This is a genomic window from Clostridium fessum, assembly GCF_027698965.1.
GTDB lineage: Bacteria > Bacillota > Clostridia > Lachnospirales > Lachnospiraceae > Otoolea > Otoolea fessa.
Window position 1 is genome coordinate 228,772 of record NZ_JAQEQF010000003.1, and the last position, 16,170, is coordinate 244,941.

22 protein-coding genes are annotated in these 16,170 nt (G+C 47.2%); all 22 read left to right on the plus strand.

Going from position 1 to position 16,170, the window contains the following annotated elements:
• Positions 1–234: 234 nt before the first annotated feature.
• The 22 genes from PG862_RS05655 (at position 235) to PG862_RS05760 (ending at position 15,756) form a co-directional block, all read left to right on the plus strand.
• Positions 235–840, plus strand: coding sequence for a phage scaffolding protein (locus tag PG862_RS05655; RefSeq protein ID WP_270706800.1), 606 nt, complete (start codon positions 235–237; stop codon positions 838–840).
• Between the two features lie 18 nt (positions 841–858).
• Positions 859–1,863, plus strand: coding sequence for a major capsid protein (locus PG862_RS05660; RefSeq protein ID WP_270706801.1), 1,005 nt, complete (start codon positions 859–861; stop codon positions 1,861–1,863).
• A 12-nt stretch (positions 1,864–1,875) separates the two neighbouring features.
• Positions 1,876–2,790, plus strand: a complete 915-nt coding sequence (locus tag PG862_RS05665) for an Ig-like domain-containing protein (protein ID WP_270706802.1) — start codon at positions 1,876–1,878, stop codon at positions 2,788–2,790.
• Between the two features lie 11 nt (positions 2,791–2,801).
• Positions 2,802–3,173 carry a PF13754 domain-containing protein gene (locus PG862_RS05670; protein WP_270706803.1) on the plus strand — a complete coding sequence of 124 codons (372 nt, stop codon included), beginning with the start codon at positions 2,802–2,804 and terminating at the stop codon, positions 3,171–3,173.
• The gene (locus PG862_RS05675) at positions 3,166–3,441 is read left to right on the plus strand and encodes a hypothetical protein (RefSeq protein ID WP_270706805.1); all 276 of its coding nucleotides are present in this window, start codon (positions 3,166–3,168) and stop codon (positions 3,439–3,441) included. The genes PG862_RS05670 and PG862_RS05675 overlap by 8 nt, the downstream gene beginning before the upstream one ends.
• A 253-nt stretch (positions 3,442–3,694) precedes the next feature.
• On the plus strand, positions 3,695–4,048 hold the full coding sequence (locus PG862_RS05680; RefSeq protein ID WP_270706806.1) for a head-tail connector protein: 354 nt from the start codon (positions 3,695–3,697) through the stop codon (positions 4,046–4,048).
• Positions 4,041–4,379 (plus strand): hypothetical protein, encoded by a 339-nt coding sequence (locus PG862_RS05685; RefSeq protein WP_270706807.1) that lies wholly within the window; start codon positions 4,041–4,043, stop codon positions 4,377–4,379. The genes PG862_RS05680 and PG862_RS05685 overlap by 8 nt, the downstream gene beginning before the upstream one ends.
• A complete protein-coding gene (locus PG862_RS05690; protein ID WP_270706808.1) occupies positions 4,376–4,885 on the plus strand; it encodes an HK97 gp10 family phage protein in 510 nt (169 codons plus the stop codon). The genes PG862_RS05685 and PG862_RS05690 overlap by 4 nt, the downstream gene beginning before the upstream one ends.
• Positions 4,875–5,306, plus strand: a complete 432-nt coding sequence (locus tag PG862_RS05695; RefSeq protein ID WP_270706809.1) for a phage tail terminator family protein — start codon at positions 4,875–4,877, stop codon at positions 5,304–5,306. The genes PG862_RS05690 and PG862_RS05695 overlap by 11 nt, the downstream gene beginning before the upstream one ends.
• Positions 5,307–5,308: 2 nt before the next feature.
• The gene (locus PG862_RS05700) at positions 5,309–6,358 is read left to right on the plus strand and encodes a phage tail sheath subtilisin-like domain-containing protein (protein ID WP_270706810.1); all 1,050 of its coding nucleotides are present in this window, start codon (positions 5,309–5,311) and stop codon (positions 6,356–6,358) included.
• Between the two features lie 12 nt (positions 6,359–6,370).
• Positions 6,371–6,847, plus strand: coding sequence for a phage tail tube protein (locus PG862_RS05705; RefSeq protein WP_270706811.1), 477 nt, complete (start codon positions 6,371–6,373; stop codon positions 6,845–6,847).
• A gap of 11 nt (positions 6,848–6,858) precedes the next feature.
• Positions 6,859–7,278 (plus strand): phage tail assembly chaperone, encoded by a 420-nt coding sequence (locus tag PG862_RS05710; RefSeq protein ID WP_270706812.1) that lies wholly within the window; start codon positions 6,859–6,861, stop codon positions 7,276–7,278.
• 167 nt (positions 7,279–7,445) lie between these two features.
• Positions 7,446–9,353, plus strand: a complete 1,908-nt coding sequence (locus PG862_RS05715) for a tape measure protein (RefSeq protein WP_270706813.1) — start codon at positions 7,446–7,448, stop codon at positions 9,351–9,353.
• Positions 9,353–10,012 carry a LysM peptidoglycan-binding domain-containing protein gene (locus PG862_RS05720; protein WP_270706814.1) on the plus strand — a complete coding sequence of 220 codons (660 nt, stop codon included), beginning with the start codon at positions 9,353–9,355 and terminating at the stop codon, positions 10,010–10,012. Before PG862_RS05715 ends, PG862_RS05720 begins: the two co-directional genes overlap by 1 nt.
• 12 nt (positions 10,013–10,024) lie before the next feature.
• The gene (locus PG862_RS05725) at positions 10,025–11,008 is read left to right on the plus strand and encodes an XkdQ/YqbQ family protein (protein ID WP_270706815.1); all 984 of its coding nucleotides are present in this window, start codon (positions 10,025–10,027) and stop codon (positions 11,006–11,008) included.
• The gene (locus PG862_RS05730) at positions 11,005–11,259 is read left to right on the plus strand and encodes a DNA helicase (RefSeq protein ID WP_270706816.1); all 255 of its coding nucleotides are present in this window, start codon (positions 11,005–11,007) and stop codon (positions 11,257–11,259) included. Before PG862_RS05725 ends, PG862_RS05730 begins: the two co-directional genes overlap by 4 nt.
• Positions 11,260–11,261: 2 nt before the next feature.
• Positions 11,262–11,651, plus strand: coding sequence for a DUF2634 domain-containing protein (locus PG862_RS05735; protein ID WP_270706817.1), 390 nt, complete (start codon positions 11,262–11,264; stop codon positions 11,649–11,651).
• Positions 11,644–12,678 (plus strand): baseplate J/gp47 family protein, encoded by a 1,035-nt coding sequence (locus tag PG862_RS05740; RefSeq protein ID WP_270706818.1) that lies wholly within the window; start codon positions 11,644–11,646, stop codon positions 12,676–12,678. The genes PG862_RS05735 and PG862_RS05740 overlap by 8 nt, the downstream gene beginning before the upstream one ends.
• Positions 12,665–13,300 carry a putative phage tail protein gene (locus PG862_RS05745; protein ID WP_270706819.1) on the plus strand — a complete coding sequence of 212 codons (636 nt, stop codon included), beginning with the start codon at positions 12,665–12,667 and terminating at the stop codon, positions 13,298–13,300. The genes PG862_RS05740 and PG862_RS05745 overlap by 14 nt, the downstream gene beginning before the upstream one ends.
• Positions 13,290–13,883, plus strand: a complete 594-nt coding sequence (locus tag PG862_RS05750) for a hypothetical protein (RefSeq protein ID WP_270706820.1) — start codon at positions 13,290–13,292, stop codon at positions 13,881–13,883. Before PG862_RS05745 ends, PG862_RS05750 begins: the two co-directional genes overlap by 11 nt.
• A gap of 479 nt (positions 13,884–14,362) precedes the next feature.
• Positions 14,363–14,650 (plus strand): hypothetical protein, encoded by a 288-nt coding sequence (locus tag PG862_RS05755; protein ID WP_270706822.1) that lies wholly within the window; start codon positions 14,363–14,365, stop codon positions 14,648–14,650.
• An 83-nt stretch (positions 14,651–14,733) separates the two neighbouring features.
• Complete coding sequence (locus PG862_RS05760) at positions 14,734–15,756, plus strand: tyrosine-type recombinase/integrase (RefSeq protein WP_270706823.1); 1,023 nt, start codon at positions 14,734–14,736, stop codon at positions 15,754–15,756.
• The last annotated feature ends 414 nt before the right edge of the window (positions 15,757–16,170 follow it).

The window sequence follows — 16,170 nt, forward strand, 5'->3', positions numbered from 1 at the left end:
CAAGTGGATCAGACAGCACCGGTGCAGCCATCACTACTGCAAACACTGGAGCCGGGATTCGGTTATGTACGGCGGTGCACGAAATGCGATAAGATCGAGCGGTAAGCACGCAGAGATGCGTGTTATTTTTATGCCCTGCCATAAGGCATAAAACTGGGCCTACTCTGCCGGGAGTATAACCGGCCGATCCCAACACCCGGAGAGCGGGAATAAAAATCTATGGAGGTATGTAACGTGGAATGGTTAAAAGAAATCTTAGAAAAAGCAGTAATTACTGATGGAAAACTGGATGTTGAGGCAGCCGTGAAAGCGATCAACGCGGAGTTTCCAAAGCACGCGGTACCGAAACAGGACTACAATGACAAAGTAAAAGAGCTGAGCACAGCCAGTGAGACAATCAAGGACCTGAAGAAAAATAATGCGGATAACGCAGAGCTGCAGCAGAAGGTCAAAGATTATGAAGCGGAGACGGCAAGGCTTAAAACGGAGGCGGATAATACCCGAAAAGAGTATGCACTGAAGGATAAGCTGAAAGAGGCGGGCGTCACGGATGCAGACTACATCATCTATAAGCAAGGCGGTCTGGATAAATTTACCTTTGACAAGGATGGAAAGGTTATTGGTCTGGATGATGTTCTGAAACCGATGAGGGAATCTTCTCCACACCTGTTTAAGAATGCCGGCGGTGCTGGTGGATACGATCCGGCTGGCGGCGGAAAGCCGCCTGTAAATAACCCGTTCGCGAAAGAAACGTACAATCTGACGGAACAGGGACGCCTGTTCAAGCAGAACCCGGAGCAGGCACGGCAGATGGCGGCTGCAGCTGGGGTAAAACTTTAAGAAAGAGAGGAATTTTAAATGGCAGGAACAACCTTACAGGACGTTATTGTCCCGGAACTTTTTAATCCGTATGTGATTAATCGTACGATGGAACTGTCCGCGCTGTACCAGAGCGGAATTATTGCAAATAATACAGAGTTTGATGCCCTGGCTTCCCAGGCATCCCCGATGGTCAATATGCCGTTCTTCGAGGATTTGACTGGAGAGTCTGAGCCGATTATTGAAGGCGCGGATCTTGCAGATAACAAGATTGCATCAAACAAGGATGTAGCGGTAATTCTTCGCCGTGCAAAGATGTGGTCGGCAACAGACCTGGCAGCGGCACTTGCGGGAACAGATCCCATGATGGCAATTGGTACTCTGGTCGCCAGATTCTGGGAGCGTGATATGCAGAAAGAATTGATCGCCATCCTCAAAGGCGTGTTTGGTACCGTACCGGCAGGTGGATCTGGAACTCCTCCGGCAGAAACCAGACTGGCGTCTAATATTCTGGACATTTCTGGTCTGAGTGGCGCGAAAGCAAATTGGTCTGGTTCAGCATTCATTGATGCAGAACAGAAGTTAGGCGACGCAAAAGCGCAGCTGACCGGTGTTTGTATGCATTCTGCAACGGAGGCATATCTGAAAAAACAGAACCTGATTGAGACGGTGCAGCCGTCCAGCGATGTTGCATTCGGTGTGTACCAGGGAAAACGAGTTATCGTCGATGATGGATGCCCGGTCGATGGCGATGTGTACACGACATATCTGTTCGGTAACGGAGCTGTAGCGCTCGGAAACGGTCATCCGGTGGGCGATGTGCCGACAGAGACCGATCGTGCGAAACGTAAAGGCTCTGGTATCGACTATCTGATCAACCGCAGAACTACGATCCTGCATCCGAGAGGAATCGCTTGGCAGAATGCGGAGGTTGCTAAGACAGAAGGCCCGTCCAGAACTGAGGTTGCAAATCCGAAGAACTGGAAACCGGTCTACGAGACGAAACAGATCCGTATCGTAGCGTTTAAACACAAACTCGGATAAGGGGAATAAGATATGGCAGTAAAATCAGTACAGGCCGTCATTAATGGCACGACCGTCACACTAACGTATAACAGCAGCAATGGAAAATATGAGGCGACGGTTACGGCACCTGCTAAATCGAGTTATAACGTAAATAGCGGACACTATTATCCGGTCACTGTTAAAGCTACGGATGAAGCAGGAAACACAACGACAAAGACAGATTCAGATGCTACGCTGGGTGCATCGCTGAAGTTAAAGGTAAAGGAGAAGGTCGCTCCGACGATCAGTATCTCCAGCCCGACTGCAGGTTCTTATCTTACTACAAGCAAGCCGAGCATTATCTGGACGGTTACGGATGCAGATTCAGGAGTCAATCCGTCCACGATTGGAATCACAATCGACAGTGGATCCAAGATTATCGGAGACGGAATCAAGAAAGAAACTGTATCCGGCGGTTACAGATGTACGTATACGCCAACTACGGCTCTTTCAGATGGCCCGCATACAATTAAGATTGATGCATCTGACTATGATGGCAATGCGGCTGCTCAGAAATCTGTTAAGTGCACAATCGATACCGTACCGCCTACATTGTCGATTACATCACCGTCCGATAAGCTTGTAACCAATAAGACAGATATTACAGTCGCAGGTAAGACAAATGACGCTACCTCTAGTCCGGTAACATTAACCATTAAGCTTAACAGCGGTAATGCGGAGACAGTCGAGGTTGGAACAGACGGATCGTTCAGTAAGTCCCTGAGCCTGTCAGCCGGAGCCAACACAATTACCGTGGTGGCAAGGGATGCAGCGGGCAAGACCACGACGGTAGTCCGTACTGTAACCGTCGATCAGACTGCTCCGGTTATTAAGTCTGTTACCATTGCTCCTAATCCGGTAGATGCCGGCAAGACCTATCTGATCAGTGTGGAGGTTACTGATTAAGGAGGCCCCATATGGTTACACGTCTGGAAGGTTTGATAAATGGAGAAAGCGTAATCTTTAGCCGGAAAGATGGGGATGTGTGGGAATGCACATTCCCATCCGTGGAAGGCTGTGAGCTCATAATTGAATTAAAGGCATATGATGAGGCCGGAAACTATTGTTATTCATCCAGATACATTTTGCTGTTTGACCCGGATAGCTTAGAATTGCGCTTGATTCCTCTAACAGATTGGCTGGAAAAGCAACCGGAGGATTTGTGGCTTGAATGCACGTATCCGTGTGACTGTGTTTTAGCCAAGCTGTTGGATGAGACCGCGTTGGAGTGTGTATATCCGTGTGACTATTGGCTGGAGTATCTAGGAGGTGAGACGAACTATGATTGATTTTATTCTGGGCGAAAACAAATATGTAAAATTCGCAGTACGTTCCAGAAAAGAAGAAAACTTCTCGATTAATTCAGCATCCTGGGAGCTGTACCACAACGGGATGCTGGAAGATTCAGGAAACTGCGATATTCTCGGGAATGAAACAGAGTTACACCTGCAGATCATGCTTGCCCCGAAGTGCCGATCACGCAAATATCAACTATGTATCACCTACCAGACAGGCAACGAAACCAGAAAACACACAGAGAGCATGGAGGTGCGTTGATGGCTGTCTGCATCGGTGGGGTGGCGCTGAGCAGAAATCCGGTCTCAACGAATGAGAGTTTCATTATTTCTGTCACGGTAAAGAATCATCAGTATCTTAAAAAATACCGACATTCAGATTTGAAAAAGTACACACACCAGCAGATACGTGAGATGGGCTGTTACAGAACGTCGCAACACAGTAAATTAGCAAAATATCGGCACAGTGAGTTGGCCAGCTACACAAATCTCCGGATTCGCGAGAAGGGAGACGAATGGTAAGAGAAGAAATGTTAAAGCTTGTAAAAAGCAATTTAAAACTGGATACAGAAGACTACGATTTGCTGATTTTGGATTGGATACAGGAAGCGATTTCTTTCTGCAATTTAAGACCAGAAGATCTCCCTGAGCTTCTGGAGCCGTTTATCCGGAAGAAGGTAAAGGCCATCATTGATTATGAGACCGCAAAAGGAACCGGCTACCAACAGGACATATCCAGCATCAAGGAAGGCGATGGAAGTATTACCTATGCCACTGGCGGCAGTAACAGCCGCGACGGTATTTACGGTCTGTCTGATGCGGATAAGTCGGTCTTACGGCGGTTTAGGAGGTTGAGAGGCTATGATTAACCCGTATGAATTGATGTACGATTCAAGGATGGATGTGTACCGGTACCAGGATGCAACGGACGGTGATGGCTTCGACACGTCCGGTGAGATCTGCGTAGCTTCCGGCATTAAGTGCAGATACAGCATTTCTGCGCAGAGTAACGCCGGAGTTCCTGTTCCGGGTGTTCAGACCAGCAATCAGCTGTTCTGTGGCCTTGGCACTGATATTCGCGAAGGCGATAAGGTAATTGTCACTCTCATAAGCGGGCAACAGGTGGCGCTGAGGGTCGGTGAAGCGCATCCATACAGCTTTCAGTATCAGTGTCGGGTGGAAAGGAATGAGAAACTGTGAGCTCGAATTATCGACGGAATAAGGCAGCTGTTGAAGATTTTCGGAAGGCTTTAAAGGCTGAGATGGATGATTTATCCGAGATCGACAAAAAAGTGCTGAATCAGGCGGTAAATGAGGGTGTGAGGTGGTTAAAAGAGAGGACTCCGGTCGGCTTACACCCGAACCCAGTTACATTTACGGTTAAGCATGGGCCAAAGGCCGGAACAGTTGTAAGCTTTACGACACACGGCACCGTCGTGGGTGGTTTGCTTAGAAAATCCTGGAAGTCGGCACCGGCTTCAAAGTCCGGATCCACTGTAAAGAAAGTGCTGGTCAATACGGCTGAATATGCGTCCTTTTGGAATTATGGCCATCGTGTTGTTACGAAGAGCGGCGGACCGACAAAAGGCTTTGTAAAAGGCACGTACCTGCTTGAAAAGGGCGTGTCATACATCGACAAGCGGTTGGTTGCACTCTTCGAGGCGGAACTTGTGAGAATTAGAAGGGAGCACGAGAATGGGGATTGACACACTGTATAAGGCAATTGCGGCAGAATGCCGGGCGGTCATTCCAGGGCTGAAACGGGTATACAGGGATAACATTCCGCAGAACATGGAACTTCCTTGTATCCTGGTTCTTACCGTGTCCACGGAGCCAAGCAGGCGGCTGGATAACCGGCAGAGGATGAAGCAGAGCTTCGATGTTCAGTATTTCCCAGTGGCAGAGATACAGAACCGCAGAAAAGAATGTGAGACAGTAAAACAGGAGATGCTTAGGCACTTCGATGTAATCGGAGCTGATAGCGTCTCCTTTTATGTAAGAGAAAGAGATACAAACATAACTGATGACGTTCTTCACTTCCTATTCAGCGTCACTTATACAGAGTATAGGGCAACAGATGCGCCTAGAATGGAAGATGTGAAGACGAACGTAGAAATGGAGGAATAACTATGGCGGGTACATGGGAAAACCAGAATAAGGTAATTCCGGGTGCTTATATCAACATCCGGACAAACACGCCTCTGAGCATTACAGCTGGAGACCGCGGAACCGTGGTTATCGCTCAGGAGCTTAGCAAGGGAACGGATGCATCCCTTTACGAAATTACTGCATCAGAAATGAATTATCCGGAAGGTGCAACGGCAGCGGATAAGAAGCTGGCAGAACTGGCACTGTTAGGGGCAAAAACAGTGCTCCTGTACAAACTTCCGGCCACTCACAAGGACGAGGCCATTACGGCAATGTTAAAGACACTCAAGACGGTTGATTTTGATGTACTGGTTTATCCGTATGCAAAATCCAGCTCTTCCAGTTCAACTGCTCAGCAGACAATTGCTACATGGGTTAAATCCATGCAGGATGATGAGGGCAAGAATGTAACGGCCGTACTGCCGAATTACGAGGCGGATTCAGAGTATACCATCAACAGCGTGCAGGGTGTTACCCTTTCCGATGGTTCCACTCTGACGGTGTATGAGGCGGCTGCTTGGGTTGGCGGCATCACAGCCGGTGCAAGTGTTACTAAGTCAAACACGGCGCAGAAGTTCATCGGTGCGATTGATGTAACACCAAGAATGACTCGCTCCGAACAGGAGGCAGCCATTAAGGCGGGTAAGTTCCTTCTGGATGTGGATCGCAGCCAGAACGTCACAGTGGTGGCGGATGTGAACTCTTTGACCACTACCACACAGGATAAAGGCGATATTATGAAGCAGAATCGTTCTGTTCGTACCGCCTGCGGAATCCGCAGCGATATCCAGGCAGTGTGGGATGCAAGTATTAAAGGAAAGTATGACAACAATGCAGCAGGCAGAATGATTTTCAAAGGCATGCTTGTAGAGTATTTTACTGACTTAGAGAGACGTGGAGCGATCCAGAACTTTGACTCCGACAACGTGACTGTTGAAGCAGGCGCCGCCATCAATGCGATACTGGTAAACTGCGGCATCCAACTTGTGGGAAGTATGGAGCTCGCGTACATCAATGTAAATCTGACGTAAGGAGGTTAAGACATGGCAGAAAATTATACAATGCTTTCCGATACCCTTGCAGGTTCAGAGGGAAGTGGATTCATCACGAGAAACGGCCAGAATCGGAAGTTTTATGAGATCTCTAAGGTGGATGCTCACGTAGAGCTGAAAATCGCAGAGAAGAAGCTTCTGGGCCACAGAATGAGTCAGCATAAGGTGGTAGGTGCTTCCGGCTCAGGCTCCGGAACCTTCTACTTCATGAACTCAGATGCACTGAAAGAGTTTCTTGATTACAAGAAGACCGGCAAGTTCGCCGGTTCAACCATGCAGTTCACGAACGAGGATCCGCAGTCCACAGTCGGACGGCAGACAGTGACACTTTTCCATGTAATCTTGTCCACAATTCCGGTTGCTTACCTGGAAGATGACAGCGAGGATCCGATCACGTTCGATTCAGACTTTACTTTTGATGACTGCGACTGTCTGGAAGCCTTCCAACTTCCGGAGAACCTTAGATAGGGAGGATAAACATGAGCGAAGTAACAAGAGATTTATATGGTTTTTTACATCCGGAGATTACTCCGGAGAAAGAGGTCATCGTTTCTGACCGCTTCAAGGGGAAAGACGGAAAGCTTGTTCCGTTCGTAATCCGTCCGCTCGAACAGGAGATCTGCGACAAGATTCAGAAAGGCTGTATCAAGACGGATAAGAAGGGAAACAGCACCTTTGACCGTACCAAGTACGTGGATGAGGTCACAGCGGCCGCAGTAGTATTCCCGGACTTAAGCAATGCGGAGCTGCAGAAAGCCTATGGTGTTCTCGGGGAAACGAAACTTTTGAAGAAGATGCTTTATACCAATGAATATAATGCTCTGATAGATGCCGTTCAGGATCTGTCCGGTATGGACGATGATTTTGAGGACCTGAAGGATGAGGCAAAAAACGAATAAGGCAAAGTGATCCGGAGTTTTTGCTGGGGCACTTTGCTTTGCAAAGATTACACATTCTCCCGGGGCAGCTGGCAAGTATGACTCACCGGGAGAAAGCTTTCATCGCAGCGAGTTGTGAACTGCGGGTTGAGTCAGAAAAACACGCCGCGAAAGGGGTGAAGAAATAAATGCCAAGATTGAGAGCGGTTTTTGAGCTGGCAGAGAAAGGATTCGTTTCCGGAGTCGAGAGAATATCGAAATCTGCGGATAAAGCAGGACAATCAATAGAAAATGCCAGTGTGGCTGCGGATAAGATACAGACGAGCTTTGACAAGGCTGGAAAAAGCGGAAAGAAAGCGAAGGATAGTTTTGGCGGAGTTGGTAAAAGCGCAGATAAGGCCAGAAAAAAAGTAAAAGGTCTTGGGGATGAAGTTGACAGGACGAAGGGGAAAGCGGAAAAAGTAGCCAGTGCTCTTGGTAAGCTCTTCGCTGTTAAAACGGCTACGGATGTTGGCGGTAAGCTCTTAAATGCATCCGACAGATATTTAAATGCTAATACCAGACTTAACTTGATTAATAAGGATGATTCGGGAAATATCATCAATCCGAATCTTAAGAACGATGTCTATGCGTCGGCGCAGCGTTCCAGGGCATCCTACGAGAGTACGGCCGGAGGAATTGCGAGCCTCGGCTTGAATGCCAAAGGTGCATTTAAGGACCAGAGAGAGCTGATTGCTTTTGTCGAGTCCATCAACAAACAGTTTGCTATCGGCGGAACGGAAGCGGGTGCGGCAGCCGGAGCCATGACACAGCTGACGCAGGCAATGGGTGCAGGAGCTCTTCGAGGAGACGAACTGAATTCAGTTCTGGAAGCAGCCCCCAGTATTGCCAGAAACATCGAGAAGTACATGGGCTGGGCCGAGGGCTCAATTAAATCCTATGCGGAAAAGGGTGCTGTCTCTGCTGAAATTGTCAAGAACGCACAGCTTGCGGCGATGGAAGAGATAGATGAGAAATTCAACTCTATGCCATTGACCTGGTCGCAGTTGTGGATCCAGGCCATGAATGCAATACAGAAAGCATCAGCCCCGTTCCTTATGGCGCTAAACTGGATTGCTAACAACATGGATATTATCGGCCCTCTCCTTCTGGGCGTGGCTGTGGGGCTTGGTGTTTGGGCTGTGGCTACATATGGAGCGGCAGCGGCTCAGTGGGTTTTGAATGCCGCAGCTGGCGTTTGGGCGGCATTGTGTGCTTTGAACCCGGCGACTCTTATGGTAATTGGTGTAATTGCGTTGGTGGCTGTGTTATATGCAGGTGTGGCTGCTTTTAATAAATTAACCGGATCGTCTGTCAGTGCGACCGGAATCATCGGCGCAGCGCTTTACACACTGGGCGCAGTTGCGTATAACTCATTTATTTATCCAACCTGGAAAGGGTTTGCAATGCTTGCGAACTTTGTCGGGAACGTATTTCATAGCCCGGTTGCCGCGGTGAAAGTTCTGTTCCTTGATATGGCCAATACATGCATCAGTTATGTGTTGAACATGGCGAGGGCAATAGAAAATATCATCAACAAAATTCCAGGCGTTACTAAGAATATAACCTCTGGGTTGGAGGGATTGAAAAGTGCTGTCGAAACAAAGACAAAGTCAATAAAGGATGAGAGTGGTTGGAAAGAATATGTTAAATCTCCTGAATTGATGGATTACACGTCTGCAGCTGGAAAGGGCTATGCGAAAGGTTCCGCTCTCGCAAATAAGGCATCGAATCTTGTTAGTGGTGGTGGTGGCATTGGTTTTGATGGCATCCCGTCCAGTGCCGGAATGGGAACATCCGGAAATCCTGCTGCAGTTAAAGGTACCGGCAAGAATGGAAGCATGAACGTGAAACTGGAAGACGAGGATATTGATTACTTGCGGGAACTGGCGGAGCGTGACTATGTGGCGCGCATCGCCCAGAACACTCTGGCGCCAAATATCCAGGTTACGTTTACTGGAGATATCAGCCAGGAAATGGACTATGAGAAGATTGGCCCGGCAGTGGCTCAGATCCTGCAGGATGAGATTGATACAGCACCGGAGGGATTGTATTGATGAGCTATAGTGTTTATTTAAAAATCAGTGGTAAAAAGTATAAGCTTCCGGTCAATCCAGAAGAAATCAAAAAGACTCAGAAGTTAAGTATTGAAAAATACCAGGTTCTTAAATCGGGGCAGGTTTCTGTCCCGAAATTCCCAGAGTTGTGGACATATGAGTTCAGCTGTGAGCTTCCTCATCAGGAAGTACACTACATGGAATCAGGCAGCAGAGCCGATCCGGATCGATATATCCGAGCCATCACGAAGGCCCAGAGGAAAAAGAAACCGGTTCAGTTGATCTACTCAAACGGCGAGACAGATGACGAATCCGTGAAAGTGCTGATTGAATCGTGTACGATTACAGAGAAAGCCGGAGAAGAGGGGGATAAATACCTATCTCTTTCTTTTGTACAGTATAAGGCCCCGAGTAAAAAGTATGTGGCGGTTGTAACCCCGGCGGCCACAGTGGCACAGCCCCAGACTCCGCAGCCTGCAAATCCAGCAGTCGAGCAAGGGAAGACCTATACTGTCCAGGAAGGGGATACACTCTGGAAGATTGCAAAGCAGTTTTACGGGAACGGAAGCCAGTACCCGAAGATTGTCAGTGCCAATTCAGACAAGATAAAGAACCCGAATCTGATTTATCCAGGGCAGACGTTTTCGATACCGTCATAAAGGAGGGAGATCATGCAGCTATGCGTCGAAACAAACGGGCAGATTCTGGAAATATCCAAACTCTGTTCAGAAATCAGCTGGAAGGATGAACTGAATAACGGTGCGTCCGTTCTTGAATTCTCCTACTTGTATGACGATGAACTGATGCTCCAGAACGGCGATGTCGTGCGCCTGACGAACTCTAGTGAGACAGATGGCATTTTCTTCGGTACGGTCTTTAAGGTGAGTATGGGTGAGAATCGCAAGGTAAAGATTAAAGCCTATGACCAGCTCCGGTATGGGAAGGCAAAGGACATCATCACCTTAAAAGGCGGGCAGGATGATGTTAGCACAGTAACACAGGCCATGTGTAAGTTTCTCAATCTGAAAGTTGGCGCAATGCCCGCAGTGGCCTATAAGGTACCAGTGGACAAGGTTAAGTATCAGGATACATGGATTGACGTGATTTATGGTCTCATCTCCGACACACTGCTGAACACAAAGACGGTAGAAGCTCCGCAGGGTATCTGGTATCGTCTGGCGGATGTGTATGGCGAGGTCCGGCTTGATAGCCTGTGGGATTTGCAACTGCCTCTTGTCCTGGGTGATTCATCCCTTGCCTATGGCTATAGCTGGGAGAAGTCCATCGATGATGAGTTTTATAACATCGTAAAGTTGTCCTGGATGGATGAGACAAGCGGTAAGGCGCAGACAGCGCAGGAGTCAGACCAAGCATCCGTGAACCGGTACGGCAATCTGCAGTATTACGAGCATCTGTCCGATAAGAGTGCGGATGTGGCAAAGCTGCAGGAGAAGGCGAAGAAGCTCCTGCAGCTCTACAACCACGAAAAAGAAACAATTAAACTGTCCTGTCTCGGAGATCATTCGGTGAGAGCCGGATGCAGCATCTTCGGCAGTGTGGATGATATCGGCTTAAACCGACGCGTGATTGTGAAGTCGGTTACGCATAAGTATCTACCGGTACATACGATGGAATTGGAGGTGATCGCTGGATGATTAATGAAAAGATTAAGCTGATAGTAGATGGCTTTCTGAACTCCGTGAAGCTTCCGGCCATCCTGGTCGGGACGTACAACGGTGCCGGAGTGCAGGTTGATGCTAAACTTACAATTCCATCCGGTCAGCTGTCCGGAAATATGAAGGCGAAGCTGACACCAGGCGATAAGGTCCGCATGCTTGCATCAACTGGATGGGAAGAGTTCTATGTCCTCGAAATCATAAACAAGCCATACGTGATGGGAGGGTGATTATGGAGAATGAATTAACAACTGATACGAAGCTTGAGACACAGACTTTTGCGAAGCGATCCTATAACGTTTCTCGAACTGCCGTCCGTGGTTTTGTCTCCGACCTGGAAGCATTGTCCCAGGCCATCCACAAGCGCCTGACGACACAGCAGTTCGAATATCCGATTTACAGCTTCAATTATGGCATTGATTGGCGGGATTTAATCGGGCAGGGGTCTGAGTATGTGCGGCCGGAGCTGAAGCGGATGATTCAGGAAACATTACTTGAAGATGAGCGGATCGCTGAGGTCGAGAATTTTAATTTTGAGTTTACAGGAAATATCTGCCGATGCACGTTCGATGTGATTAGCATCTTTGGAATATCGAGAGAGGGGGTGGAAGGCAATGTATGAAAAAATGACCTACGAGAGCATTCTGCAGAAGATGCTCAATATGGTGTCAGACGACGTAGACAAAAGAGAAGGTAGCATTATCTATGATGCACTGGCTCCGGCGGCTTACTTTTTGGCCGACCAGTTTTTTCAGTTGGATAATTTCGTAGATCTACTGCTTCCGGATACGGCACTGGGTGAATATTTAGACAGGGCTGTTGGTGGTTATGGAATTACCCGAAAAGAGGCAAGTGCGGCCATCCGGAAGGTAACGACCTCTGCGGCGGTGCCTATCGGCAGCCGATGGTCAATTGAGGGGCTTGTGTATAGAATCACAGATCAGACTGCTGAAAATGAGTATGAAGCGGAGTGCGAGACTGCCGGAAAGATTGGCAACACTTATTCAGGCCCTCTGGAAGCTCTGACGGCTGTGAATGGTGTTACAGCAGAACTGACCGACATTATCACGGATGGAACCGATAAAGAGACTGATGAAGCTCTCAGAGAGCGGTTCTTTGAAAAGGTGCAACAGCCGGCAACAACGGGAAATGCTTACCAGTACCGCCAGTGGGCGATGGAAGTCCCCGGTGTGGGGGATGCAAAAGTATTTCCGCTTGATTCCGGTCCCGGCACGGTCGGCATTCTGATAGTTGATTCTGAGTACAAGATTAACAGCTCGCTGGAATCGGTTGTGTCGGAGCATATCGAGACCGTGCGGCCAATTGGCGCATCGGTAACGGTATCGAGCCCAGTGGCTAACACAATTGCAGTTTCGGCAAAGGTGCTTCTGGATGGAACAAAGACAAGAGAGGAAGTTCTGGCAGCTTTTAAGGTAAATCTTGAAGGATATTTTAAAGCCATAACATTCAAAGAGTATCGCGTCAGCTATGCGAAAGTCGGCAGCCTGCTTTTGAGTACCGAAGGAGCGCAAGACTACGATGGTCTGACGCTCAAAGGGACATCCGGAAATATCACAATCGGAGAAAAAGAAATCCCCGTGATGGGTGCTGTGAATCTGGAGGAGGTGCGTACACTTGGACTTGAGTAGCGTTCTTCCATCCTATTATGACGATAACGAAACGATGCAGGAGTTGCAGGGGATACTATCGGCCGTAACAGAAGAGCTCGAAGGTGGACTGCAGAAAACTGTAGATGATTCTTTCTGGTCGGGAGCATCCGGAAATGACATGCTTTCCCGGTATGAAAAGATGTTCGGGTTGTCGTCAGATACCGACAAGTCGGACAGATACCGCCGAGAGAGAATTTCTGCAAGGGTGGCCGGAGCTGGAACCACGACGGCATCTTTGATTCAGCACATCGCAGAAAGTTATACAAATGCCGAAGTCGAGCTGATAGAAAACTTTCCAGAGTACATTGTAACAATCCGATTCATCGGAACATCCGGTATTCCTGGGAATATATCCGATATTAAAGCCAGTATTGAAGAGGCGATACCGGCACACTTAAAAGTCGTGTACGAATATATCTTTAATACGTACGGTTCGGTCGGAACCTTTACTCACGGTCAGCTGTCGGCCTATACGCACTATAAGATTCGAAACGGACACTTGAAAACCCGTGCGATGGAACTGGCCGCATACCAGTACGAAGAACTTGGCCAGTTGACACACGAACAGATAACGAGAGGAGATTTACCAAATGGCAACTAATACAAAGAACTATAATTTCAAGAAGCCGGATGAAAGTGATTTCTACGATATCCAGGACCAGAACGGAAACTGGGATATCGTAGACGAAAAAATGGAAGAGTTGAGTGCTCCGACATTTGAGGACTACTCAAGTACCACGTCGGTACCGGAGGCATCGACGGCCATCGAAGCAATTAAATCTAAGAAAAAGATTCCGGAGATCTTGGCCAACATTAAGGCAGCCTTTAAAGGGGTGTGCCTGCTTGGCCACATCGTCAATAACTGTGTGACAGACAACGCAAAGCTTCCTTTATCAGCTGCTCAGGGCAAGGCCTTGATGGACCAGATTACTAAGTTAAATAGCGAACAGCGAATTTTTATTGACAATACGAAGATTGCCGGTGATTCACCCACGGCATTCAAAAAGGGAATTACCATTACGACGACTGGACAATCAAGCTCTTTTCCCATCGGATTTGGCATTGTCTTAACAGTTTTTGTTGGCGAAGGAAGAGGCATCCAGATTAATGCGGGACCGCCATCAAATCCCAAAATCAGAGTTATCAATAATGGTATTTGGACCAATTGGTCTTCTTTTGCGTAGGCGATAAAATAGCGAGATGTGGCCCCGGAATGGGGGAACTATAATACAAAACGGAACTGATATGCACACTATCAAGACCCCAGGATACTATTGTTGCACCAGTAACGCTACCGCAGTAACTTTAAAAAACTGTCCATTTACCGAAGCTTTCACACTCGTGGTTTATTGGTCAACCGGTTATCCAGGCGCATATCTTTCTCAAGAATATACACATTATACTGGTAATAGGCGTGCCATTCAGAATTACAATGCGGATACAGCAGCTTGGAAAAAGTATGAATTTCAAATTACCATGAAATAGCGACCTAAAATACACGGTTAAATATTACAGCAGCTTAAGCAATGTATATATGCAAAGCTACAAAGAAAACAACAGTTACAGGCTACAAATCATCTTTAATATTGAAGGCAAAAAGAAGACTTTAACTCTCGCAGAGTTTACGCTTTAAAATAGCGATGTCGAACTTTGGAATGGAACTTTGTCATCAGGACAAAGCCTAACTGTTCCAGGCATATCTAAATATCGGGCTATTTATGCAACAATTCAGGGTTATAAAAGAGTTATGTTTTTATCTGATACTCAATCCGGTTTTTGCGGTGCTAGTGCTCAGGGTGCACAATTATCAATGTCTCGATTAGATATTTCCGGAGATACTGTAACCTTTTCTGGAATGACCATTAACTTTAACCCTGATGGTTCAGTGTCAGATACCGTCATTCCAGAATGCACCAGAATTTCCGGATACCTTACTAAAATAACAATTTAATCTAATGAAGATTTAACGGAGTAAATTTTACGAAATCTCTCTAATCTGGTACTCTTGAAGCATCAGGAAGGAGAGATTTTTGTATGATTGAAGAATTGCTAATGAATGTTGTGAATGCGATGAGCAGTTGCCTGGATGAACAGCAACTGGACAAGCTTCAAAATATTCTCTACATCAACTTTCATAATGTGAAGATTGTAGAGGAAAAGAATGAACTTGCTGCCACCGGAACGGATGGAGACACGATGAAGATGCGCCTTTTTGTGGCATCTAAAAAAGTGTCTGGCAGGCAGGATAATACACTGGCTCAGTACATCAGAGAGATCACTAATTGCCGTAATGCGCTACGAAAAAATTTTGAGGATATTACCACGATGGATCTACGCTGGTACTTCGGGATGCTCCGGGAGCGGAACAAAATCAGTATGGTTACGCTGCAGGGGCGGATGCGGTATCTGAATAGTTTCTGGACGTTCCTGCAGAAAGAGAATCTTGTCAAAGATAACCCCGTGGCACGGATTGAGTCGCTCCGGATTGAGAGCACCATCAAAAAAGCATTTTCGGCGCAGGAACTGGAAGCACTCCGGATGGCTTGCGTCCGTCCACGGGATCGGGCGCTCATAGAGTTTTTATATGCCACGGGCGTTCGTGTGTCGGAGTTGTGCAGCCTTAATGTGGGCGATATTGATTTATATAAGCAGGAGTTTAAAGTGATGGGAAAGGGCAGGAAAGAACGCCGTCTGTATATATCAGACGGTGCGTGTTTTCATCTCTATCGTTATCTACGCTGGCGGATGAGTAAAGAAGGGTTAACGATGGAAGAGTTGGCGAGCAAGCCGCTCTTTGTATCAGCTAAGAAGCCGTACAGCCGCATGACGGTGGCGGGAGTGCAGTATCTTGTAAAGAATCTTGGCAAAAAAGCAGGCGTTGGAAACGTTCATCCGCACCGGTTCCGCCGGACTTTTGCCACGGACCTTTTAAACCGTGGCATGAGGATAGAAGAGGTTATGGTACTGATGGGGCATACCAAGATTGAGACGACTTTGATTTATTGCAATATAAAACAGGACAATGTCAGAGAGTCTTATCGTAAATATGCAGCGTAGGTAGGAGAGCGACACTGATTTTTTAGGCTGGCAGAGATGGCAGCTTTTTTGTTGTACACAAAAATAGGAGAGAGGGGAGGATGGGAGAGTAGGCAACGGCTTGCGGAAAAATAGGGTAAGTTTTTCAAAATTAAATCTTCATTAGATTAAATTGTTATTAAGTTTTGAATTTCTTACGATTCTAGTTTTTTGTTAATCTTATATAATACAAAGCATCTGTTTTTGTGTTACGGATATACAAAATCTCTGGAAGCTGCAAGCTGTAGCCTATTGCAAAATCTTCAGAAAAACCAGCATCTCTTCGCACCCGACCGATTAGGTCGCTATTTAAGCTAGATGATTTATGAAACTTTTGCGACAATAACTTGATCGCCAACAGCTCCTCTGAAATTTACAATCGTCCCCTTTTTCAGA